Source organism: Sphingopyxis sp. OPL5 (assembly GCF_003797775.2).
Taxonomy (GTDB): Bacteria; Pseudomonadota; Alphaproteobacteria; order Sphingomonadales; family Sphingomonadaceae; genus Sphingopyxis.
In genome coordinates, this window is sequence record NZ_CP060725.1 from 1,704,551 (window position 1) to 1,725,000 (window position 20,450).

Consider the following 20,450-nt stretch of genomic DNA (forward strand, 5'->3'; position numbering starts at 1 on the left):
CAGCCGCGCCGGACTCCCTCAATCCGCAACCCCCTTGCGGCGCAGATGTTCATGGGTCGCGATCGCCAGCGCATAGAAGGCGACGTCGGCGAGCAGCTTGCCGGCTAGGATGCCGAGCGCCGGGCCGAGCAGCCAGACGGTGAACCCGATCGCCGCGGGCCGCACGACGAAGGTGTCGAGCAGTTCGGCGGGGCCGAACTCGACGAGCAGCAGCGCCACCGCGCGCCAGCGCCGCCCCGGTGCTGCGGTCCACGCCGCCTGCACGCCCATGACGCCATAGAAGCCGACATTTTCGATCATCGCCGCGGCATAAGCGGCGCCGACGAGCGGCGCGCCCATCGCGCTTGCCGCCAGAAAGCCGCCATAGCTGGTGGCGACCGCCGCGACTTCGGCGGGACCATAGCGGCGTAGCCAGCGGTTCAGGCGGGCGGGGAGGCTTTCCGTAATTTGTCGATCATCGCGCATATCGCCGATATTGGGGTGCGAAGGCCGGGCTTGGCAAGCCCGGCCCGCGGCGCCGGCAACCGGCGTGTTGACAGCCGCGAAATTCGATATAAATATGATATCATAATTATATCGGAGGGCATGATGACTGATTCGAATGTGACCGCGGGTTTGAACCCGACGCGGGAAGTGCGCGCCGCGACCGCGAGCGGCTATCTGATGCTGCTCGTCTGGCTCGCGCTGCTCGGCATCGCCGCCTGGGCGGCGATCACCAACGCGACCGCCGACGTCCAGGTCGCCTGGAAATGGGCCGTCGTCGTCGCGAGCGCGGTGGCCGGCCTGCTGATCCTGTGCGGCTTTTACCTGATCAACCCCAACGAAGCCGCGGCGATCCAGCTGTTCGGCAGCTACAAGGGCACCGACCGTGAAGCCGGGCTGCGCTGGGTGCTGCCCTGGCTGACCCGCAAGAAGATCGCGGTGCGCGCCAACAACGTCATTTCGGACAAGATCAAGGTCAACGACCTGCGCGGCAACCCGATCGAGATGGCGGCGCAGGTCGTGTGGCGCGTCACCGACACCGCGCAGGCGCTGTTCGACGTCGACGATTACAAGGAATTCGTGATGGCGCAGATCGAGGCCGCGGTGCGCTCGATCGGCTCGCGCTATCCCTATGACGATATCGAGCATCAGGAAATCACCCTGCGCGGCAACCATGACGAGGTCGGGGTCGAGCTGCGCAAGGCGCTGATCGAACGGCTGAGCGTTGCGGGGATCACCGTCGACGAATGCGGCCTGACCCACCTCGCCTATGCGCAGGAAATCGCTGGCGCGATGCTCCGCCGCCAGCAGGCCGAGGCCGTGATCTCGGCGCGCAAGAAGCTGGTCGAGGGCGCGGTGACGATGGTCGAGATGGCGCTCAACCTGCTCTCTGAAAAGGGCGTCGTCGAGCTCGACGACGAGCGCAAGGCGGCGATGGTGTCGAACCTGATGGTCGTGCTGTGCGGCGAACGCGACACCCAGCCCGTGGTCAACGCCGGCTCGCTTTACTGAGGCGGATGAGGCGATGCCCCCGTCGTCCAAAAAAGCCTTTGCCCTGCGGGTCGATCCGGCGCTCTACGCCGCGATCGAGCGGGCGGCGGCGGACGATTTGCGCAGCGCCAACGCCCAGATCGAGGTGCTGCTGCGCGAGGCGCTGGCGCGGCGCGGGATCAAGGTCAAGCCGCCGGTCGCCGCCAAACGCGGCCGCCCGCCGAAAGAGGAAGGCTGAAAAATGCTGCATCTGCTCCTGGATAAGAAGCCCTGGTTCCGCTCCAAGAATAGCGGTTATGGCAGCGGGTTGCCGATCGCCTGGCAGGGGTGGCTGTTCATGGCGCTCCACATCGCGCTGATCACCGGCATCGCGACGCTGCTGCGCGACCGGCCAGCGATGATGACGATCGCGATCGTCCTCGCGGGCCTCGCGCCGCTGCCGATCTACCGCGCCCGCACCGAGGGCGGCTGGCGCTGGCGGTGAGCGGTCCTCCCTGTCGCGAAGCGAGGGGGAGGTGGCAGCCGCGCAGCGGCTGACGGAGCGGCCGACGCCGTCAAGGGCTGGCGCAAGGCCGCGGCCCCTCCACCACCGCTTCGCGGCGGTCCCCCTCCCCACGGCAGCGCCGCAAGGAGGATCTTGCCGCCATCGCGCCTTTTCCACCGCTGGCGCCCAAGGCCCGCTTGCCCCCCAAGGGGTTGATGGTTAAGGCCGGTGGTCATGTCCCCCGTCACGCCCCCGTCACACGTCGCCCCCGTCCGCATCGCCCCCTCGATCCTCAGCGCCGATTTCGCGCGATTGGGCGAGGAAGTCCGCGCCATCGAGGCCGCCCGCGCCGACTGGGTGCATATCGACGTCATGGACGGCCATTTCGTGCCGAACCTGACGATCGGCCCCGCGGTGGTGAAGGCGCTGCGCCCGCACAGCACCCTGCCCTTCGACGTCCATCTGATGATCAGCCCGGTCGACCATTTCCTCGACGCCTTTGCCGCCGCCGGCGCCGACATCATCACCGTCCATCCCGAGGCCGGCCCTCACATCCACCGCAGCATCCAGCACATCAAATCGCTGGGCAAGCAGGCCGGCGTGTCGCTCAACCCCGCGACCCCGGCGAAGATGCTCGATTATCTGATCGACGACATCGACCTGGTGCTGATCATGAGCGTCAACCCGGGCTTCGGCGGCCAGAGCTTCATCACCAGCCAGCTCCGCAAGATCGAGGCGGTGCGCAAGATGATCGACAAGAGCGGCCGCGACATCCGGCTCGAGGTCGACGGCGGCATCGACGTCGCGACCGCGCCGCTGGCGATCGCCGCGGGCGCCGATGTCCTCGTCGCCGGCACCGCGACCTTCCGCGGCGGACCCGACGCTTACGCCGACAATATCCGAAGCCTCCGCGGCGCCTGATCGGTGAAGGGAAGAGCCTTGACCTCTGCCCCCATCGACCAGCTTCCCGATGCGGGCGACGATACCCCGCCGATCGACGACACGATCGAACCCGGCAAACGGCTGATCCGCCTGCCCGCCGAAAAGGGCCTGTCGCTCGGCGACCGCATCGCCAATCATTTCACCCGCCTGACCTGGCGCACCCCGCTTCACGCCTTTCGCCTGAAAGGGCGCTTCCCGCTCAAGCTGCTCGGCGTGCCGACCGACCCGATTCCCGGCGATACCCGCGCCGGCACCGCGATCCGCGCCGGGCATTTCCTCCACCGGGGGCTCAAGCAGCCGCTCGGCGAGCTGGATTTCGCGGCGCTCTCCGTCGCGCCGACCTTTGCCGACTATCTGCACAGCTTCGCCTGGCTGCGCGACCTCGCCGCGACCGGCGCCCGCGCCGACGGCGCCCCGATCGCCGAGGCGATGGTGCGCAACTGGCTCACCGCGCATGGCGAAACCGTCAGCGAACCCGCCTGGCGCGCCGACAACACCGGCTGGCGCATCCTCTATTGGGCGTTCCATGCGCCGCTGATCCTGTCGTCGAGCGACCTCATCTATCGTTCGGCGGTGCTCAACCATCTCGCGCGCGCCGCGCGCCACCTCGACCGCGTCGCCGACAAGACGCGCCCCGGCATCGGCCAGCTCGTCGCCTGGACCGGCATCGTCGCCGCGTCGCTGCTGATGCCCGGCGGCGAACCGCGGCAGATCTTTGGCGAGGCGGGGCTGCGCAAGGTGCTGGAGACCAGCTTCTACGCCGACGGCGGCAATATCGCGCGCTCGCCGCAGGCCCAGCTCGACGCGATCATGGCGCTGTCGATGCTCGCGCGCGTCTATGACATGCGCCGCATGGCGGTGCCGCCTTTCGTGCAGGAAGTGCTCGCACGCGCGGTTCCGGCGCTGCTCGGGCTGGTCCACGCCGACGGCGGCATGGGCAGCTGGCAGGGCAGCGGGGCGACCGCGGCCGAGCAGATCCAGGCGATCGTGACCGCCAGCGGGGTGCGCACCCGCCCGCTCAAGCAGGCGCGCGACTGGGGCTATCAGCGGCTCGTCGCGAACAAGGTCGTGCTGCTCGCCGATGCCGCGCCGCCGCCGATCGCGCGGGTGACCGAGGCGGGCTGCGCCTCGACGCTCGCCTTCGAACTCAGCGACGGCGCCGACCGCATCATCGTCAATTGCGGCGGCGCGGCGCTGACCGGCGCGACGATCCCCGAGGACCTCGCGCGCGGGCTGCGTACCACCGCCGCGCATTCGACCCTGATCCTCGCCGATTGCAATTCGACCGCGATCCTGGCGAGCGGGTCGCTCGGCAAGGGGGTCACCGAGGTCGAGCTCGACCGGCGCGAGACGCCGCAGGGCAGCCGTCTGGAGATGAGCCACGACGGCTACGCCCGCCGCCATGGCCTGATCCACCGCCGCCTGCTGATCCTGTCGCCCAACGGGCGCGAACTGCGCGGCGAGGACCAGCTGCTCCCCGCCCCGCGCAGCCGCCGCAAGGGCGACAAGGCGTTCGTGCTGCGCTTCCACCTCGGCCCCGCGCTGTCGGCAAGCCTCACCGCCGACAAGCTCGGCGCGCTGCTCCGCATCAACGGCGGTCCGCTGTGGCAATTCCGCACCTCGGAGGGCGCGCTCGACATCGAGGAAAGCCTGTGGGTCGACGGCGAAGGCCGCCCGCATCCGGCCGAGCAGCTCGTCGTCACCGGCACCGCGCCCGCGGGCGGTGCCAGCATCGGCTGGATCTTCAAACATATCGGCTGATCGCCGCCGCGCGGCGTCAAAAATCTTCGGGCGCCACTTTCGGCGCAATCCGTAGCGCTGGCGCGGAAACCGCTTTCCTTCTGTTTCATTAGTGTGACACCCCCGTAACACAGCGGTCATAGAGCGCTGTCACTGGCCCCCTCGACTCGTCCGGAGCCAACAGGACCGGACGATCTTTCCACTCTCCAGGGGGATTTATGTCCAAGCTTTTGAATGTCCGGTCGCGCATCCTGCTCGGCACCTGTCTTTCGCTCGCCGCCGCGATTCCCGGCACCGCCTTTGCCTCCGACATCACCGGCACCGTCACCGATGCCACCGACACCCGCGCGCTGCAGGGCACCGAAGTGCGCATCGTCGAACTCGGCCGCGTCGCCGAAGCCAGCCGCGACGGCAGCTATCGCTTCGTCGACGTTCCCGCGGGCACATACACGCTCGAAGCACGCTATAGCGGCGCCGAGCGCGTCACCCGGAGCGTCACGGTCACCGACAGCGGCAATGTGATCGCCAATCTCTCGGTCGGCACCGACGGCAGCATCCTCGTCGTCGGTCAGGCCGCGAACCTGTCGAGCAGCCTGTCGCGCCAGCGCGCCGCCGACGGCGTCGAAAGCGTCCTGACCCGCGACGCGATCGGCCAGTTCCCCGACCAGAATGTCGCCGAATCGCTGCGCCGCCTGCCAGGCGTGAACATCCTCAACGACCAGGGCGAAGGCCGCTTCATCTCGGTCCGCGGCCTCGACCCCGAACTCAACGCCGCCTCGATCAACGGCGCGCGCCTGCCCGCACCCGAAAGCGACGTCCGCTCGGTCGCGCTCGACGTCGTCGCCGCCGAACTGATCGAATCGATCGAGGTCAAGAAGTCGCTGACCCCCGACATGGACGCCGACACGATCGGCGCGTCGATCGAAATCCACACCACCAGCGCCTTCGACCGCAAGAAGGACCTGCTCTCGGTCAAGCTTGAGGGCAGCTACAACAATTATGCCGACGCGCTGACCCCCAAGGGCAGCCTCGATTTCTCGACCCGCGTCACCGACAATTTCGGCATCGCGGGCGGCATCAGCTATTACCAGCGCAAGTTCGAAACCGACAATATCGAGGCGGCCGACTGGGACGAACAGGACGGCAACGCCTTTGCGCGCGAAATCCAGTATCGCGACTATGACGTCGAACGGAAGCGCCTCGGCGGCTCGCTCAGCCTCGACTGGCGCCCGAGCGACACCACCAAGCTTTATGCGCGCGGCCTCTACAGCCAGTTCTCCGACCAGGAATATCGCGGCGACGTGATCTTCATCATGAGCGGCGATCCGCGCGAATCGACCGAGACCAGCGCCGAATTCTCGAGCGCCGACGGCCGCATCGAGGTGCGCCGCCGCATGAAGGACCGGTTCGAAAAGCAGAAGATCGCCTCGCTCGTCGTCGGCGGCGAAACCGAAACCGGCCCCTGGAAGCTGACCTATTCGGGCAGCTATTCGAAGGCGAGCGAGAAGGAAGACGGCTCGGTCGACCCGACGCGCTTCCGCGCCCGCTTCTCGGGCACCGGCGCGAACGAGGTCGGGGTCAATTTCGACTATTCGGACCCGCGCCGGCCGCTGTTCGCGGTCAGCGGCAACACCGCGTTGTTCAACAACACCGCGAGCTATGGCTTCAACGAACTGGAAATCACCGACCTGTCGGATTCGCAGGACCGCGAATGGATGGCGCGCGGCGACGTGGCGCGCGAGTTCGCGATGAACGACGGCACCTTCACGCTGCAGGGCGGGGTCAAGTCGCGCTGGCGTTCGAAGTCCTACGACCTCGACGCGCTGGTCTATGACGGGTTCAACGGCACCTACAACCTCGGCAACGTCCTCGCCGCCAGCTACAATTATCGTATTCAGGATCTGGGGCCGCTGCCCGACAAGCATGCGCCGAGCCTCTTCTACTACGGCAATCCCGACGCCTTCAGGCTCAACGAGGACGACACGATCATCAATTCGACCTCGTCGGATTATGCGATCGATGAGGATGTGCTCGCGGGCTATCTGCTCGGCCGCTATGACAGCAGCGCGCTGCGCATCGTCGGCGGGGTCCGTTTCGAGCGCACCTATAACGACATCCGCGCCTTCGCGATCAACGAGGACACGCTGGACATCACGCCGAACCGGATCACCCGCAACTACACCGACTGGCTGCCCAGCCTGACCTTCCGCTTCGAACCCGCCCAGAACCTGGTCCTGCGCCTCGCGGGCTACAAGAATCTGGTGCGGCCCAAGCTGTCGAACCTGGCGCCGCGCGTCGTCCTGAACGAGGAACTGGAAGCCGAGTTCGGCAACCCGAACCTGAAGCCCTATCGCGCCTGGAACATCGATGCGTCGGCCGAATATTATTTCGGCAACAATTCGGCGCTGACCGCCGGGGTGTTCTGGAAATCGATCGACGATTTCATCGTCGAACTCACCGACACCACCCCGGGCGAAATCCTCGGCATCGATTATACGAAGGCGACGACCTTCACCAACGGCGAGACCGCGAAGGTCAAGGGGATCGAGCTGAGCTTCGCGCAGCGCTTCACCTTCCTGCCTGCGCCGCTCGACGGGCTGCTGCTCAACGCCAACTACACCTTCACCGACGCCAAGGGCACGGTGTTCGCGGGCGAGGACCTGGCCGATCCGCGCCGTATCAACCTGCCCGCATCGGCGAAGCACACCTTCAACGTCGCGCTGGGGTATGAAAAGGGTCCGATCTCGCTGCGCGCCGCGGGGACCTATCGCGACAAATATCTCGACGAACTGGGCGGCGATGCCGACGAGGATCGTTTCGTCGATCAGCATTTCCAGCTCGACCTGTCGGCGAAGTTCCGCGTCACCAAGGACATTCGCCTGTTCGCCGAATGGATCAACGTCACCGACGCGCCCTATTTCGCCTATCAGAACTTCGCGGGCGCGAAGCGCATCCTGCAGTATGAAAAATACAGCTGGACCGCGAAGTTCGGCGTTTCGGCGAGCTTCTGATGACGTCGGGGCACGGGGAAGACATGATGACGACCAAGCGGAGCTTCGCCCTGTCGCTGCTCGCGGCGACGCTGCTGGCAGGGACGGCGGCGGCCGCCGAACCCGCGACGACCGGCTTCGCGATCGTCACGCGGACGGAGGATGGCCAGCCCATCCCCCGTTCGGCGGGTCTTCCCTATGCCCCCAAAAATCTTGCCGACCGCATCGTCCTCACGCCCGGGGCCGACCCGGCGCGTGAGATGGCGGTCGCCTTTCGCACCGACACCGCGCAGGCCGAGGCGCAGGCCCAGCTCGCGGTGTCGGTCGACGGCCCGACGCTCGAGGAAAAGGCAAAGCTGGTCGGCGGCACGTCGATGCCGGTCGACAGCAGCTATGGCCGCGCGCTCTATCACCAGATCCGCTTCGAGGGGCTGACCCCCGATACCGCGTACAGCTACCGGGTGAAGGGCGCCGCGGGCTGGAGCGAATGGTATCAGTTCCGCACCGCCGCCGACGAAGCCAAGCCTTTCCGCTTCCTCTATCTCGGCGACATCCAGAACGGCATTTTGACCTATGCCAGCCGCGTGATCCGCCAGGCGTTTCACGCCAATGGCGACATTCGCCTCGTCGTCCATGCCGGCGACCTCGTCGGCCAGCGCGACGACCTCGACCATGACGACGAATGGGGCGAGTGGAACCAGGCCGGCGGCTATAATTATGCGATCGTCCCGCAGGTGCCGGCGACCGGCAACCATGAATATGTCGACAACATCAAGCCCGACGGCACCGAAAGCCGCAAGCTCGGCCCCTATTGGCCGGCGCAGTTCGCGCTGCCGAAGAACGGGGTGAAGCCGGTCGAAGCGACGACCTATTACACCGATTATCAGGGGGTGCGCTTCATCGTCCTCGACGGCACCGCGGCGATCGACCTCGGGTCGATGCAGGCGCAGACCGACTGGCTCGACCGGACGCTCGCCGCGTCGAAGGCGAACTGGAACGTCGTGCTGTTCCACCAGCCGGTCTTCACCTGCGCCCGCCCCAACGACACCGCCGAGATCAAGGCGGCGTGGAAGCCGGTGTTCGAGGCGCGCAAGGTCGACCTGGTGCTGCAGGGCCACGATCATTGCTACAGCCGCCTGACTGGCGAGGCGGGCCGCGAGGCAAGCGCCCAGGCGCGCGCCGACGGCATGATCCAGGGGCCGGTCTATCTGGTGTCGGTGACCGGGTCGAAGATGTACAAGCTCAACGACCGCACGCCCTGGCAGCCCGACAAGGTCGCCGAGGCGACCGAGCTGTACCAGATCGTCGACGTCGCGCCGAAGACGATCAAGTTCCGCACCTTCACCGCGTCGGGCAAGCTGTACGACGGCTTCGACCTGACACGCACCGACAAGGGCAATCGCCTGTCCGAAATCGCCGAACCGACGCTTGCCACGCGCCGTTGTTCGGGCGAGGTCGGACCCGACGGCGGCGTCTGCGTCGCATCGGGGAAATGACATGACCAAGATAGTGAAACTCACCGTCGCCCTTTCGCTCGCGTCGGCGCTCGCCGGTTGCGCGGCGAAGGAGCCCGTCTTCTTCGGCCTGCCGCCCGTCCCGGTCGCCGCGACCGGCGAGACCGATCCGGTCGGCACCGGCAAGGCCGACGCCGCCGACGATCCGGCGATCTGGGTCGATCCCGCCAACCCGAACCGCGCGCTGATCATCGCCACCGACAAGAAGGCCGGCATCCACGTCTATGACCTGACCGGCAAGGATATCGCCTTCATCGAGGGCGGGCTGGTCAACAATGTCGACGTCGTCGGCAATATCGTCGCCGCGAGCGACCGCAACGACGGCGTCAACGCGCATATAGCGCTGTTCCGGATCGATCCCGCCACCGCGGGTCTGACCGCGCTCGGCCGCGCCGCCGCGGGCGCCGGTGAGGCCTATGGTTTCTGCCTGAAAAAGACCGCGCCGGGCGAACCGCTGACCGCCGCGCTGATCATCAAGGACGGCACGGTGCGCGTCGGGACGCTGGCCGTCGACGGCGCCGCGCCGCGCTTTACCGCGCAATGGGAGCACAAGATCCCGACCCAGTCCGAAGGCTGCGTCTTCGACGGCGATACCCTTTATGTCGGCGAAGAGGACGCCGGCATCTGGCGGCTCACCGCCAATGGCGCGGGCGTCGACGCCAAGATGGTCGCGCCGGTCGACAACCAGCGCCTTGTCGCCGACGTCGAGGGCCTTGCGACGATCGACCACAAGGGCCAGCGCTACCTGCTCGCATCGAGCCAGGGCGACAATGCCTATGCGGTCTTCAAGCTGCCGGGCATGGACTATGTCGGCCGCTTCGCGGTGACCGCCGGCAAATATGGCGCGACCAGCGACACCGACGGCATCGAGGCGGTCGCGGGCCATTTCGGCCCCGCCTATCCCGACGGCCTCTTCCTCGCGCAGGACGGCGACAACGCCCCCAGGGCGCAGAATTTCAAGCTGCTGCGCTGGGACCATATCGCGGCGGCGCTGGGAATCTGATATCCGTCGCCCCCGCGAAGGCGGGGGCCGCAAGAGGTCTAGCGCAAGGTTGCCAGCGCCCCCCGCCTTCGCGGGGGCGACGACGCTTGCCCTAACGTCCCTTGGCGCCTAGGGGGGCCGCGTCTTTCCCATCCTGCAAAGGCCGCCTTCCCCATGACCGACCTGATTCCCGTCCGCCGCGCCCTGCTGTCCGTCAGCGACAAGGCGGGGCTCGCCGAGCTTGCCGCCGCGCTCGTCCGCCACGGGGTCGAGCTGGTGTCGACCGGCGGCACCGCCAAGGCGCTGCGCGAGGCCGGGCACGAGGTGCTCGACGTCTCCGACCTCACCGGTTTTCCCGAGATGATGGACGGCCGCGTCAAGACGCTGCACCCGACCGTCCACGGCGGCATCCTCGCGGTGCGCGACGATGCCGCGCATGTCGCGTCGATGGAGAAGCACGGCATCGGCGCGATCGACTTGGTCGTCGTCAACCTCTACCCCTTCCTCCAGACCGTGATGAGCGGCGCCGACCGCGACACGATCATCGAGAATATCGACATCGGCGGCCCCGCGATGGTGCGCTCGTCGGCGAAGAACCATGCCTTCGTCGGCATCGTCACCGAGCCCGAGGATTATGCCGCGCTGATCGCCGAAATGGACGCCAACAATGGCGCGACGACGCTGGGCCTGCGCAAGCGCCTCGCCGCCACCGCCTTTGCGCACACCGCGACTTATGACGGCATGATCGCGCAATGGTTCGCTTTCGCCGACCAGGGCAAATTCTTCCCCGACACGCTGCCGCTGACCGCGAAGCTGTCGACCGAACTGCGTTACGGCGAAAATCCGCACCAGAAGGCGGCGCTCTATCTGCCCGCCGGCCCCGCCGGGCGCGGCATCGCGCAGGCGCAACAGGTTCAGGGCAAGGAACTCAGCTACAACAATATCAACGACGCCGACGCCGCGCTCGAACTCGTCGCCGAATTCCGCGAGGCCGGTCCGACCTGCGTCATCGTCAAGCACGCCAACCCCTGCGGCGTCGCGACGGCAGCCACGATCGCCGAGGCCTATGACGCGGCGCTGAAATGCGACGATGTGTCGGCGTTCGGCGGCATCATCGCGGTCAACCGCCCGCTCGACGGCGCGACGGCCGAGGCGATCAGCGGCATTTTCACCGAGGTGGTCTGCGCCCCCGACGCCGACGCGGACGCGCGCGCGGTGTTCGCGAAGAAAAAGAACCTGCGCCTGCTGCTCACCGGCGAACTGCCCGACCCGGCGCGCGGCGGCATCATGATGAAGACGATCGCCGGCGGCTGGCTGGCGCAGAGCCGCGACAATGGCCACATCACCCGCGCCGACCTGAAAATCGTCACCGACCGCGCCCCGACCGAGGAAGAGCTGACCGACGCGCTGTTCGCCTGGACGATCGCCAAGCATGTGAAGTCGAACGCGATCGTTTACGCCAAGGGCGGCTCGACCGCGGGCATCGGCGCAGGGCAGATGAACCGCCGCGACAGCGCGCGCATCGCTGCGGTGAAGGCGCGCGAGGCGGCCGAGAGCCATGGCTGGGCCGAAGCCCGCACGGTCGGCAGCGCGGTGGCGAGCGACGCCTTTTTCCCCTTCGCCGACGGCCTGCTGGCGGCGGTCGAGGCGGGCGCGACCTGCGTCATCCAGCCGGGTGGCTCGATCCGCGACGACGAGGTCATCGCGGCGGCGAACGCGGCGGGGCTCGCGATGGTGTTCACCGGGATGCGGCATTTCAGGCATTGATGGATGTTCCCCGGCGAAAGCCGGGACCCATAAGGGCACGGCTGGGCTAGCAATATGGGCCCCGGCTTTCGCCGGGGAACAGTATCTCGACTTCGCCCCGGCCCGCCGCCATAGGTACGCTCGCGCGAATTCTCGCATCAAAGGACCAGCATGACCGCCACCACCCATCGGCCCGGCCTGATCCACCGCATGTACAACTGGACGATGGAGAAATCGGCGCATCCGCACGCCGAGGCCTGGCTGGCGCTGGTCGCCTTTGTCGAGGCGAGCTTCTTCCCGATCCCGCCGCACCCGCTGCTCGGCCTGATGTGCCTCGCCAACCCGAAAAAGGCGGTGCGTTATGCGGTCATCTGCACCCTCGCCTCGGTCGCGGGCGGCATGTTCGGCTACGCGATCGGCTTCTTCCTCTATGAAAGCGTCGGGCTGTGGCTGCTCGGGGTGCTCGGGCTGACCGACGCCTTCCCGCCCGCCGCGTGTTACCTGCGCGAGTTCGGCGCCGAGATCATCCTGATCAAGGGCGCGACGCCGATCCCGTTCAAGCTGCTGACGATCACCGCCGGCTTCATCCACATGAATTTCTGGACCTTCCTGTGGGCGAGCCTCGCCAGCCGGGCCTTTTCCTTCCTGCTGGTCGGGATATTGTTCCGGCTGTTCGGGGCGCCGATCAAGGCGTTCATCGACAAATATCTGATCTGGGTCACCGGCGCCTTCCTGGTCGCGGTGGTCGCCGGGTTCCTGGCGATCGGCGCGCTGTCGGGCGACGGCAAGACCAAGGAAGCCGACAAATGCAGCGGCGCGACGCTGCAGAGCATGGGGCTGGATCGAAAGTAGGCGCGCCACGGCCCCAACCCCGTTCGTCTCGAGCGAAGTCGAGAGACGCTTGGTTGGCGCATGTCTTCGCGTGTCTCGACTTCGCTCGACACGAACGGGAATAGAAGTGAGTTAGTTTACTCGTTCGCCGCCGTGTGCAGCCAATCCGCATGGCGCGGCGCTTTCTTGGTCTGGCTCCATTCTTCGAGCATCAGCGGCGCGACGCGCTTGAGTTCGGCATATTGCTCGGCGGTGCCGATGTCGCAGGCGAGTTCGACGCGGTGGCCGTTGGGGTCGAAGAAATAGATCGACTTGAAGATGCCGTGATGCGTCGGGCCGAGCACGTCGACGCCCTCGCCCTCGAGATGCGCCTTGGCGGCAACCAGCTCGTCATAGCTGCCGACCTTGAACGCCAGATGCTGCACCCACGCCGGGGTGTTGGTGTCGCGTCCCATGTCGGGCTGGTTGGGCAGCTCGAAAAACGCCAGGATGTTGCCGTTCCCCGCGTCGAGGAAGACATGCATATAGGGGTCATATTCGCCGGTCGACGGCACATGATCCTCGGCAAAGGCGGTGGTGTAGGTCATGCCGAGCATGCGCTCGTACCATTCGACCGTCTCTTTCGCGTCCTTGCAGCGATAGGCGGCGTGGTGGACGCCGCCCAATTTGATCGGGCTCGTCATTCGGCGGGTTCCTCGACAGTCAGCGCGCCGCGGCGGATCTGGTCCATTTCCATCGACTTGAACAAGGCAGTGAAATTGCCCTCACCGAACCCCTCGTCCTTTTTGCGCTGGATGAATTCGAAGAAGACCGGGCCGATCACCGTCTGGCCGAAAATCTGGAGCAGCAGGCGCGGATCGCCGTCCTCGGTCGAGCCGTCGAGGAGGATGCCCCGCGACTGGAGGCCCTCGACCGACTCGCCGTGGCCGGGCAGGCGGCCTTCGAGCATCTCGTAATAGGTCGCGGGCGGTGCCGGTGCGAAGGGGTTGCCGAGCGCCTTCAATTTGTCCCAGGCGGCGTAGAGATCGTCGCAGCTGAACGCGATATGCTGGATGCCCTCGCCATTATAAGCGCGCAGATATTCCTCGATCTGGCCCTTGCCGCCGGCGCCTTCCTCGTTGAGCGGGATGCGGATCTTGCCGTCGGGGGCGGTCATCGCCTTCGAGGTCAGCCCGGTATATTCGCCCTTGATGTCGAAATAGCGGATCTCGCGGAAACCCGCGATGCGTTCGTAGAACGCCGCCCAATGCGCCATGCGGCCGCCATAGACATTGTGGGTCAGGTGATCGATCAACTGCATGCCCGCGCCGACCGGATGGCGATCGACGCCTTCCTCATAGACGAAGTCGATGTCGTAGATGCTGAGGTCGTCGCCATAGCGGTCGACCAGATAGATGATCGAGCCGCCGATGCCGCGGATCGCGGGCAGGCGCAGTTCCATCGGCCCCGGCATCACCTCGACCGGTTCGGCGCCACGTTCGATCGCCTCGGCATAGGCCTTGGCCGCGTCGCGGACGCGCCAGCCCATGCCGCACGCCGACGGGCCATGTTCGGCGGCGAAGTAGGCGGCGGGCGATTTGGGCTGGTAATTGGCGATCAGGTTGATGCCGCCCTGGCGCCATAGCTGGACATCCTTCGAGCGGTGGCGCGCGATCAGCGTGAAGCCCATCGCGGCAAACACCGGTTCGAGCACGCCCTTTTCGGGCGCCGAAAATTCGACGAATTCGAAACCGTCGAGGCCCAGCGGATTGTCGAACAGGTCGGCCATGGTCATTCCTCATCTAGTTTCAATTGAAACTATTATGATGGAATACGGCCGCCGAGTCAATCGACATGCCGCATGCCGTGGCTGTGACCCGGCGCACTGACGGGGTAGCCGAATCGGCCTATCTCCCATGCCGGTTCCAGTGTATCTGGGACGAGCGAGACTTGGGTCGCTTGTGGCGCCGGGCTGAACCCCGGCTTATTTGGAGACAGACCATGACCAAGAAACGCGAAACCGAAGTGTCGAAAGCCGGCGCGGTCGAACTGACCGAGGACGCGCTCGACAATGTCCAGGGCGCCAGCGGCGACTTCCACATCAAGTTCGACGGACCGACCGCGGTGGCGAACAAATTTTCGCCCGCAACGAACCTCACCCAGAAGGTCAACATCGCGCCGGTAAAGACCGGCCCCTGACGCACCTGCCGGGCACCCCGAAGGTGGACGACGAGCAAAGCATGGCGCGGCCATCGGCGCTCCGTTTCTGGCTTGCGCTCGGCTGGCTGGCGCTCGTCGCGGGCTGGGCCTGGTGGGAATATAGCCATTTCAGCGGCCTTTATCGCTGGCTCGCCGATTGGCAGATCGCAAAATGGGGCGGGTATGAGCAGGTCTGGACCGCGCTCGTCCCCGCCTTCATCCTCGCGATTCCCGCGTTTCGCGTGCTCCGCGAGCGCGAATTGCTGAACCAGGCCTCGCTGATCGCGGGCGACGATCCGGTGCCGATCCTGCACCGCGTCCGCACCGGCATGTTGGTGTGCGGCGTCATCCTCGCGCTCGTCGCGGGCGGTTCCTATCTATACTCGCAGACGCTCCCCGACCCGTCGGACCCGCCGGCGACGGTCGATCTCGCCGCGCTCGGCGGCGCGGCACCGCCGACAGGCTCGGCGATCTTTGCGCGCGCCGTCCCCGACACCGGCCGCGCGCTGCAGATGGACGAGGCGTTCCGCTCGCGCTCGGCCGATATCGACCACCAGACCATCTATGTGCCCGTCGTCGCCGAAGGGGCCGCGAAGGACGCGCCGGTGCGTTTCTTCATCGACCGCGCGAGCTATGCCTTTGCCGACAGCGGCGAGGCGCCGCGTACCAACATCTTCCTCGCCGATCATATGCAGGGGGTGCTGGTCGAGAACGGCCTGCCCGCCGACGTCGTCGCGGCGTTCGAAAAGCAGGGCGTGGCGACCGCGTCGCCGCATTATCTGATGACCACCAATTCGGTCGGCGGGCGGCAAACCTATTATATCGTGACGGCACTCGGCGGATTCATCGCGGTCATCCTGTTCCTGCTGGCGGCGATCCAGAGCGCCTCGATCGCCAGAGCGCGGCGGCGGGCCGCCTAGGCGGTCTCGCGCTCCAGCGCCTCGCTCGCCTCGACCCAGCGCGCTTCGGCGGCTTGCTGCGCGGCGACGATCTTGCCGCGGCGCTGCGACAATTCGCTCATCGTCAGCCCCTTATATTCGTTCGCCGCGCCTGCGGGATCGAACATCGCGCGGTCGATCGCGGTCAGCACGACCTCATATTTCGCCAGATCGGCCTCGGCGTCCGACACCGCCTTCTTGATCTTCGCCGCCGCTTCGCGCGCGGCAGCCGCCGCCTTGCGGTCTTCCTTGCGGTCGGCCTTCGACGCGCCGCGCTCCTTCTCGGACGATTTGCCGAGAATGAAGGCGACATAATCGTCCATGCTGCCGTCGAAGTCGCGCGCGGTGCCATTGTCGACTAGCACCAGCCGGTCGGCGGTGAGTTCGAGCATGTGGCGGTCGTGGCTGACGAGGATCACCGCGCCGTCGAAGCCGTTGAGCGCCTGGACCAGCGCCTCGCGCGCATCGACGTCGAGGTGGTTGGTCGGTTCGTCGAGGATCAGCATATGCGGCGCGTCGCGCGTGATCAGCGCCAGCGCCAGCCGCGCGCGCTCGCCGCCCGACAGCTTCGCCACCTGCGTCGTCGCCTTATTGCCCGAGAAACCGAAGCGCCCGAGCTGCGCGCGCACCGCGCCCTGCGTCTTGCCCTCCATCACCCGCGTCATATGTTCGAGCGGGGTGTCGCCGCCGTCGAGTTCCTCGACCTGGTATTGGGTGAAATAGCCGACGCGCATCTTGCCCGTCGCCGCCATTTCGCCGTCCATCGGCGTCAGCTGCGCCGCGAGCAGCCGCGCCAGCGTCGTCTTGCCATTGCCGTTGCGGCCGAGCAGCGCGATGCGGTCGTCGGGGTCGATGCGCAGGTTGAGCCGCTGCAGGATCGGCTTGCCCGGCGTGTAGCCGACGCTCGCGAGGTCGAGCGTGATCAGCGGCGGGCGCAGCTCGTCGGGGCTGGGGAAATCGAACGCCAGGCTCGGATCTTCGGACAGCGCCGCGATCGGCTGCATCCGCGCGAGCTGCTTGGCGCGCGACTGCGCCTGTTTCGCGGTCGAGGCGCGGGCGCTGTTGCGTGCGACATAATCCTGCAGCTTGGCGCGCTGGGCATCCTGCGCCGCCTTTGCCGCCGCGAGCTGCGCCGCGCGTTCGGCGCGCTGGCGCTCGAAATCGTCGTAACCGCCCGGATAGAGCGTCACCTTGCCGCCCTCGAGATGCAGGATATGGTCGACGACATTGTTGAGCAGGTCGCGTTCGTGGCTGATCACGACAAGCTGGCCCGGATAGGATTTGAGGAAGGATTCGAGCCACATCGTCGCTTCGAGGTCGAGGTGGTTCGACGGTTCGTCGAGCAGCAGCAGGTCGGGGTTCGAAAAGAGCAAAGCGGCGAGCGCGACGCGCATCTTCCACCCGCCCGAGAAGCTGTCGAGCGGCTGACCCTGCATCGCCTCGTCGAACCCCAGCCCGATCAGGATGCGCGCGGCGCGCGCCGGCGCGGTGTAGGCGTCGATCGCGATCAGCCGCTCGTGGATGTCACCGAGCCGGTCGGGGTCGGTCACCGTCTCCGATGCTTCGAGCAATTCGGCGCGCTCGGTGTCGGCGGCGAGCACCGTGTCGAACGGCGTCGCGGTGCCGCTCGGCGCTTCCTGCGCGATATAGCCGAGCCGCGTCTTGCGCGGCATTTCGATGCCGCCCTCGTCGGCCTCGAGCTGGCCGATCATCACCTTCATCAGCGTCGACTTGCCGGCGCCGTTGCGCCCGATCAGCCCGGTCCGGCTCTTGCCCGGCAGGCTCGCGGTCGCGCGGTCGAGAATGGCACGCCCGCCAAGGCGCACGGTGAGGCTACTGATCGTCAACATGGGCGCGCGCGTAGCATGTTGCGGCGCACAACCCAAGGGGCGGGGTGGCTTTCCGGGCAGGTCTGCGGCAAAACCGCGGCATGACCGACCTCGCCCCGTTCCACATCGCCTTCCCGGTCGACGACCTCGACGCCGCGCGCCATTTCTATGGGCGGATTCTCGGTTGCCCCGAGGGACGCAGCGACCCCGACTGGATCGACTTCAACCTCTATGGCCATCAGATCGTCGCGCACCGCGTCGATGCGAAGCGCGCGGGCGTCGCGGGGCATAATCCGGTCGATGGCCACGCCGTGCCGGTGCCGCATTTCGGCGTCGTCCTGCCCCCCGCCGAATGGCACGCACTCGCCGACCGGTTGCTGGCGCATGGGGTGACCTTCGTCATCGAACCGCACACGCGGTTCGCGGGCCAGCCCGGCGAGCAGTCGACGATGTTCTTCCATGATCCCGCCGGAAATGCGCTGGAATTCAAGGCGTTCGCCGACCTTGGCCAGCTCTTCGCCAAATAGGCGGACTCACCGATAGGGTGGGTGATGCAGCCCCTTGGGGCTCTGCGTGAAAATCTCGGGCCCGGTTTCGGTGATGCCGATCGAATGTTCGAACTGCGCCGACAGCGACCGGTCGCGGGTCACCGCGGTCCAGTCATCGTCGAGGATCTTCACCCCCGGCTTGCCGATGTTGATCATCGGCTCGATCGTGAAGATCATGCCGGGCCGCAGTTCCGGGCCCGTTCCCGGGCGGCCGTAGTGATGGACATCGGGCTCGTCGTGATAGACGAGGCCGACGCCGTGCCCGACGAAGTCGCGCACCACCGAATAGCGATGTTTTTCGGCATGGCGCTGGATCGCGTGACCGATATCGCCGAGCCGGTTTCCGGGAATCGCCGCCTCGACGCCGAGCATCAGACACTCATAGGTCACATCGACCAGCCGGCGCGCCTTCAGCGGCACGTCGCCGACGAGGAACATGCGGCTGGTGTCGCCGTGCCAGCCATCGACGACCGCGGTCAGGTCTATATTCAATATGTCGCCTTCGCTCAGCGTCTTGTCGCCGGGAATGCCGTGACACACGACATGATTCACCGAGATGCAGCTGGCGTGCCGATAGCCCTGGTAACCGATGTTGATCGGCACCGCGCCCGCCGCGACGATCGCGTCGCGCGCGAAATCATCGAGGTCGCCCGTGCTGACGCCCGCTTTGACGAGCGGCACCAGCGCGTCGAGCGTCTCCGCCGCGATCCGTCCGGCGCGGCGCATGCCGGCGAAGGCATCGGGGCCGTGCAGCTTGATCGCGCCGGTGCGCGTGCGCGGCGTGGTGGCGGTGACGTCGAGATAGGTGGTCATGGGTGCAAAATAGGTCCTTTGGGCCGCATTTTCCAGCGATCGCGACCCGCAGCACGGTCTCTCGCCGCTGCCGGACACAAAAAAACCCGCCGGAAGGCGGGTCTTGTTGGTTGCGGGAGTAGGATTTGAACCTACGACCTTCAGGTTATGAGCCTGACGAGCTACCGGGCTGCTCCATCCCGCGCCACCAATATGCGGCTTCTGAGCCGCAAAACAGCAAAAGGCCGGCATCGCTGCCGGCCTTTGAACTTGTGAATGGGTTTTTCCGTTTTTCGACCATACGCCGGCTGCAATGCCTGGCGACGTCCTACTCTTCCAGGGCTTGAGCCATAGTACCATCGGCGCTGTCAGGTTTCACGTCCGAGTTCGAGATGGGATCGGGTGGGTCACTGACGCCATGGTCACCAAGCAATGAAGCCGGCGTAGGTCAAAAAGGGTTTCAATCGATGCCCGTGCAATATGGACTGTTTTACAATCATCCACGTCGCGGACAATCCTACAGGACTGTCGTTGATGGTGGGACTCTTAAGTGCGAATAGAGCAATTAGTATCGGTTAGCTCCACACGTTACCGCGCTTCTACATCCGATCTATCAACGTGGTGGTCTTCCACGGCTCTATGAAATCTTATCTTGAGGGAGGCTTCCCGCTTAGATGCTTTCAGCGGTTATCCCGTCCATACATAGCTACCCTGCTGCGCTCCTGGCGGAACGACAGGTACACCAGAGGTATGTTCAACCCGGTCCTCTCGTACTAGGGTCAACTCCTCTCAAATTTCGACGCCCACGGCAGATAGGGACCAAACTGTCTCACGACGTTCTGAACCCAGCTCACGTACCACTTTAATTGGCGAACAGCCAAACCCTTGGGACCTGCTCCAGCCCCAGGATGTGATGAGCCGACATCGAGGTGCCAAACGATTCCGTCGATATGAGCTCTTGGGAATCATCAGCCTGTTATCCCCGGCGTACCTTTTATCCGTTGAGCGATGGCCCTTCCACTCGGGACCACCGGATCACTATGACCGACTTTCGTCTCTGCTCGACTCGTCAGTCTCGCAGTCAGGCAGGCTTATGCCATTGCACTCTAACAGACGGTTTCCAACCGTCCTGAGCCTACCATCGCGCGCCTCCGTTACTCTTTAGGAGGCGACCGCCCCAGTCAAACTACCCGCCACAGAGGGTCCCTGATCCAGTTTCATGGATCGAGGTTAGACATCAGAAAACAACAGGGTGGTATTTCACATTATGGCTCCACATCGGCTGGCGCCAATGCTTCAAAGCCTCCCACCTATTCTACACAGTTCTTTCCTAATGCCACTCTGAAGCTGCAGTAAAGGTGCACGGGGTCTTTCCGTCTAACCGCGGGTACTCCGCATCTTCACGGAGAATTCAATTTCGCTGAGCATCTCCTGGAGACAGTGGGGAAGTCGTTACGCCATTC

The 20,450-nt window shown here is 65.9% G+C and carries 18 protein-coding genes, 1 tRNA gene and 2 rRNA genes (1 of these 21 cut by a window edge); 13 read left to right on the top strand and 8 right to left on the bottom strand.

Annotated features, from left to right (window positions below):
* Nucleotides 1-18: 18 nt before the first annotated feature.
* Nucleotides 19-465 carry a hypothetical protein gene (locus EEB18_RS08245; RefSeq protein ID WP_187139160.1) on the bottom strand — a complete coding sequence of 149 codons (447 nt, stop codon included), beginning with the start codon at nucleotides 463-465 and terminating at the stop codon, nucleotides 19-21.
* Between the two features lie 120 nt (nucleotides 466-585).
* On the opposite strand from EEB18_RS08245, the gene EEB18_RS08250 reads away from it, so the two are divergent.
* The 10 genes from EEB18_RS08250 (at nucleotide 586) to EEB18_RS08295 (ending at nucleotide 12,723) form a co-directional block, all read left to right on the top strand.
* Nucleotides 586-1,494: an SPFH domain-containing protein gene (locus EEB18_RS08250; RefSeq protein WP_410468124.1), complete on the top strand. Its 909-nt coding sequence runs from the start codon at nucleotides 586-588 to the stop codon at nucleotides 1,492-1,494.
* Between the two features lie 13 nt (nucleotides 1,495-1,507).
* Nucleotides 1,508-1,711 (top strand): toxin-antitoxin system HicB family antitoxin, encoded by a 204-nt coding sequence (locus EEB18_RS08255; protein ID WP_187139162.1) that lies wholly within the window; start codon nucleotides 1,508-1,510, stop codon nucleotides 1,709-1,711.
* 3 nt (nucleotides 1,712-1,714) lie between these two features.
* Nucleotides 1,715-1,957: a hypothetical protein gene (locus tag EEB18_RS08260; RefSeq protein ID WP_187139163.1), complete on the top strand. Its 243-nt coding sequence runs from the start codon at nucleotides 1,715-1,717 to the stop codon at nucleotides 1,955-1,957.
* 234 nt (nucleotides 1,958-2,191) lie between these two features.
* Entirely contained in the window at nucleotides 2,192-2,878 is a 687-nt protein-coding gene (gene rpe, locus EEB18_RS08265) for a ribulose-phosphate 3-epimerase (RefSeq protein ID WP_187669098.1), read from the top strand.
* An 18-nt stretch (nucleotides 2,879-2,896) separates the two neighbouring features.
* The gene (locus EEB18_RS08270; RefSeq protein WP_056344412.1) at nucleotides 2,897-4,660 is read left to right on the top strand and encodes a heparinase II/III family protein; all 1,764 of its coding nucleotides are present in this window, start codon (nucleotides 2,897-2,899) and stop codon (nucleotides 4,658-4,660) included.
* Between the two features lie 197 nt (nucleotides 4,661-4,857).
* The gene (locus EEB18_RS08275; protein ID WP_187142158.1) at nucleotides 4,858-7,650 is read left to right on the top strand and encodes a TonB-dependent receptor; all 2,793 of its coding nucleotides are present in this window, start codon (nucleotides 4,858-4,860) and stop codon (nucleotides 7,648-7,650) included.
* A gap of 23 nt (nucleotides 7,651-7,673) precedes the next feature.
* Nucleotides 7,674-9,125, top strand: a complete 1,452-nt coding sequence (locus EEB18_RS08280) for a metallophosphoesterase (protein ID WP_410468125.1) — start codon at nucleotides 7,674-7,676, stop codon at nucleotides 9,123-9,125.
* 1 nt (nucleotide 9,126) lies between these two features.
* Nucleotides 9,127-10,146: a phytase gene (locus tag EEB18_RS08285; RefSeq protein ID WP_187142156.1), complete on the top strand. Its 1,020-nt coding sequence runs from the start codon at nucleotides 9,127-9,129 to the stop codon at nucleotides 10,144-10,146.
* Nucleotides 10,147-10,299: 153 nt separating this feature from the next.
* On the top strand, nucleotides 10,300-11,892 hold the full coding sequence (purH, locus tag EEB18_RS08290; protein ID WP_187142155.1) for a bifunctional phosphoribosylaminoimidazolecarboxamide formyltransferase/IMP cyclohydrolase: 1,593 nt from the start codon (nucleotides 10,300-10,302) through the stop codon (nucleotides 11,890-11,892).
* 177 nt (nucleotides 11,893-12,069) lie between these two features.
* Nucleotides 12,070-12,723 carry a YqaA family protein gene (locus EEB18_RS08295; protein WP_056347043.1) on the top strand — a complete coding sequence of 218 codons (654 nt, stop codon included), beginning with the start codon at nucleotides 12,070-12,072 and terminating at the stop codon, nucleotides 12,721-12,723.
* 116 nt (nucleotides 12,724-12,839) lie between these two features.
* On the opposite strand, the gene EEB18_RS08300 is transcribed toward EEB18_RS08295, so the two are convergent.
* Nucleotides 12,840-13,385: a VOC family protein gene (locus tag EEB18_RS08300; RefSeq protein WP_187142154.1), complete on the bottom strand. Its 546-nt coding sequence runs from the start codon at nucleotides 13,383-13,385 to the stop codon at nucleotides 12,840-12,842.
* Nucleotides 13,382-14,470, bottom strand: a complete 1,089-nt coding sequence (gene hppD, locus EEB18_RS08305; RefSeq protein WP_187142153.1) for a 4-hydroxyphenylpyruvate dioxygenase — start codon at nucleotides 14,468-14,470, stop codon at nucleotides 13,382-13,384. The genes EEB18_RS08300 and hppD overlap by 4 nt, the downstream gene beginning before the upstream one ends.
* A gap of 212 nt (nucleotides 14,471-14,682) precedes the next feature.
* Here hppD and EEB18_RS08310 point away from each other — a divergent pair, with 212 nt between their 5' ends.
* On the top strand, nucleotides 14,683-14,880 hold the full coding sequence (locus tag EEB18_RS08310; protein WP_187142152.1) for a hypothetical protein: 198 nt from the start codon (nucleotides 14,683-14,685) through the stop codon (nucleotides 14,878-14,880).
* A 41-nt stretch (nucleotides 14,881-14,921) separates the two neighbouring features.
* Complete coding sequence (locus EEB18_RS08315; protein WP_187142151.1) at nucleotides 14,922-15,800, top strand: hypothetical protein; 879 nt, start codon at nucleotides 14,922-14,924, stop codon at nucleotides 15,798-15,800.
* On the opposite strand, the gene EEB18_RS08320 is transcribed toward EEB18_RS08315, so the two are convergent.
* Entirely contained in the window at nucleotides 15,797-17,668 is a 1,872-nt protein-coding gene (locus EEB18_RS08320; RefSeq protein ID WP_056344434.1) for an ABC-F family ATP-binding cassette domain-containing protein, read from the bottom strand. The genes EEB18_RS08315 and EEB18_RS08320 overlap by 4 nt on opposite strands.
* Before the next feature lie 80 nt (nucleotides 17,669-17,748).
* On the opposite strand from EEB18_RS08320, the gene EEB18_RS08325 reads away from it, so the two are divergent.
* Nucleotides 17,749-18,174 carry a VOC family protein gene (locus EEB18_RS08325; protein WP_187142150.1) on the top strand — a complete coding sequence of 142 codons (426 nt, stop codon included), beginning with the start codon at nucleotides 17,749-17,751 and terminating at the stop codon, nucleotides 18,172-18,174.
* 6 nt (nucleotides 18,175-18,180) lie between these two features.
* On the opposite strand, the gene map is transcribed toward EEB18_RS08325, so the two are convergent.
* From map to EEB18_RS08345, 4 genes are all read right to left on the bottom strand, one after another.
* Nucleotides 18,181-19,008, bottom strand: coding sequence for a type I methionyl aminopeptidase (gene map / locus EEB18_RS08330; RefSeq protein ID WP_187142149.1), 828 nt, complete (start codon nucleotides 19,006-19,008; stop codon nucleotides 18,181-18,183).
* Nucleotides 19,009-19,115: 107 nt separating this feature from the next.
* Nucleotides 19,116-19,192: transfer RNA gene (locus tag EEB18_RS08335), tRNA-Met, on the bottom strand.
* A gap of 110 nt (nucleotides 19,193-19,302) precedes the next feature.
* A 5S ribosomal RNA gene (gene rrf, locus EEB18_RS08340) occupies nucleotides 19,303-19,417 on the bottom strand.
* Between the two features lie 116 nt (nucleotides 19,418-19,533).
* Nucleotides 19,534-20,450 (bottom strand): 23S ribosomal RNA (locus tag EEB18_RS08345); it runs 1,877 nt beyond the window's last position.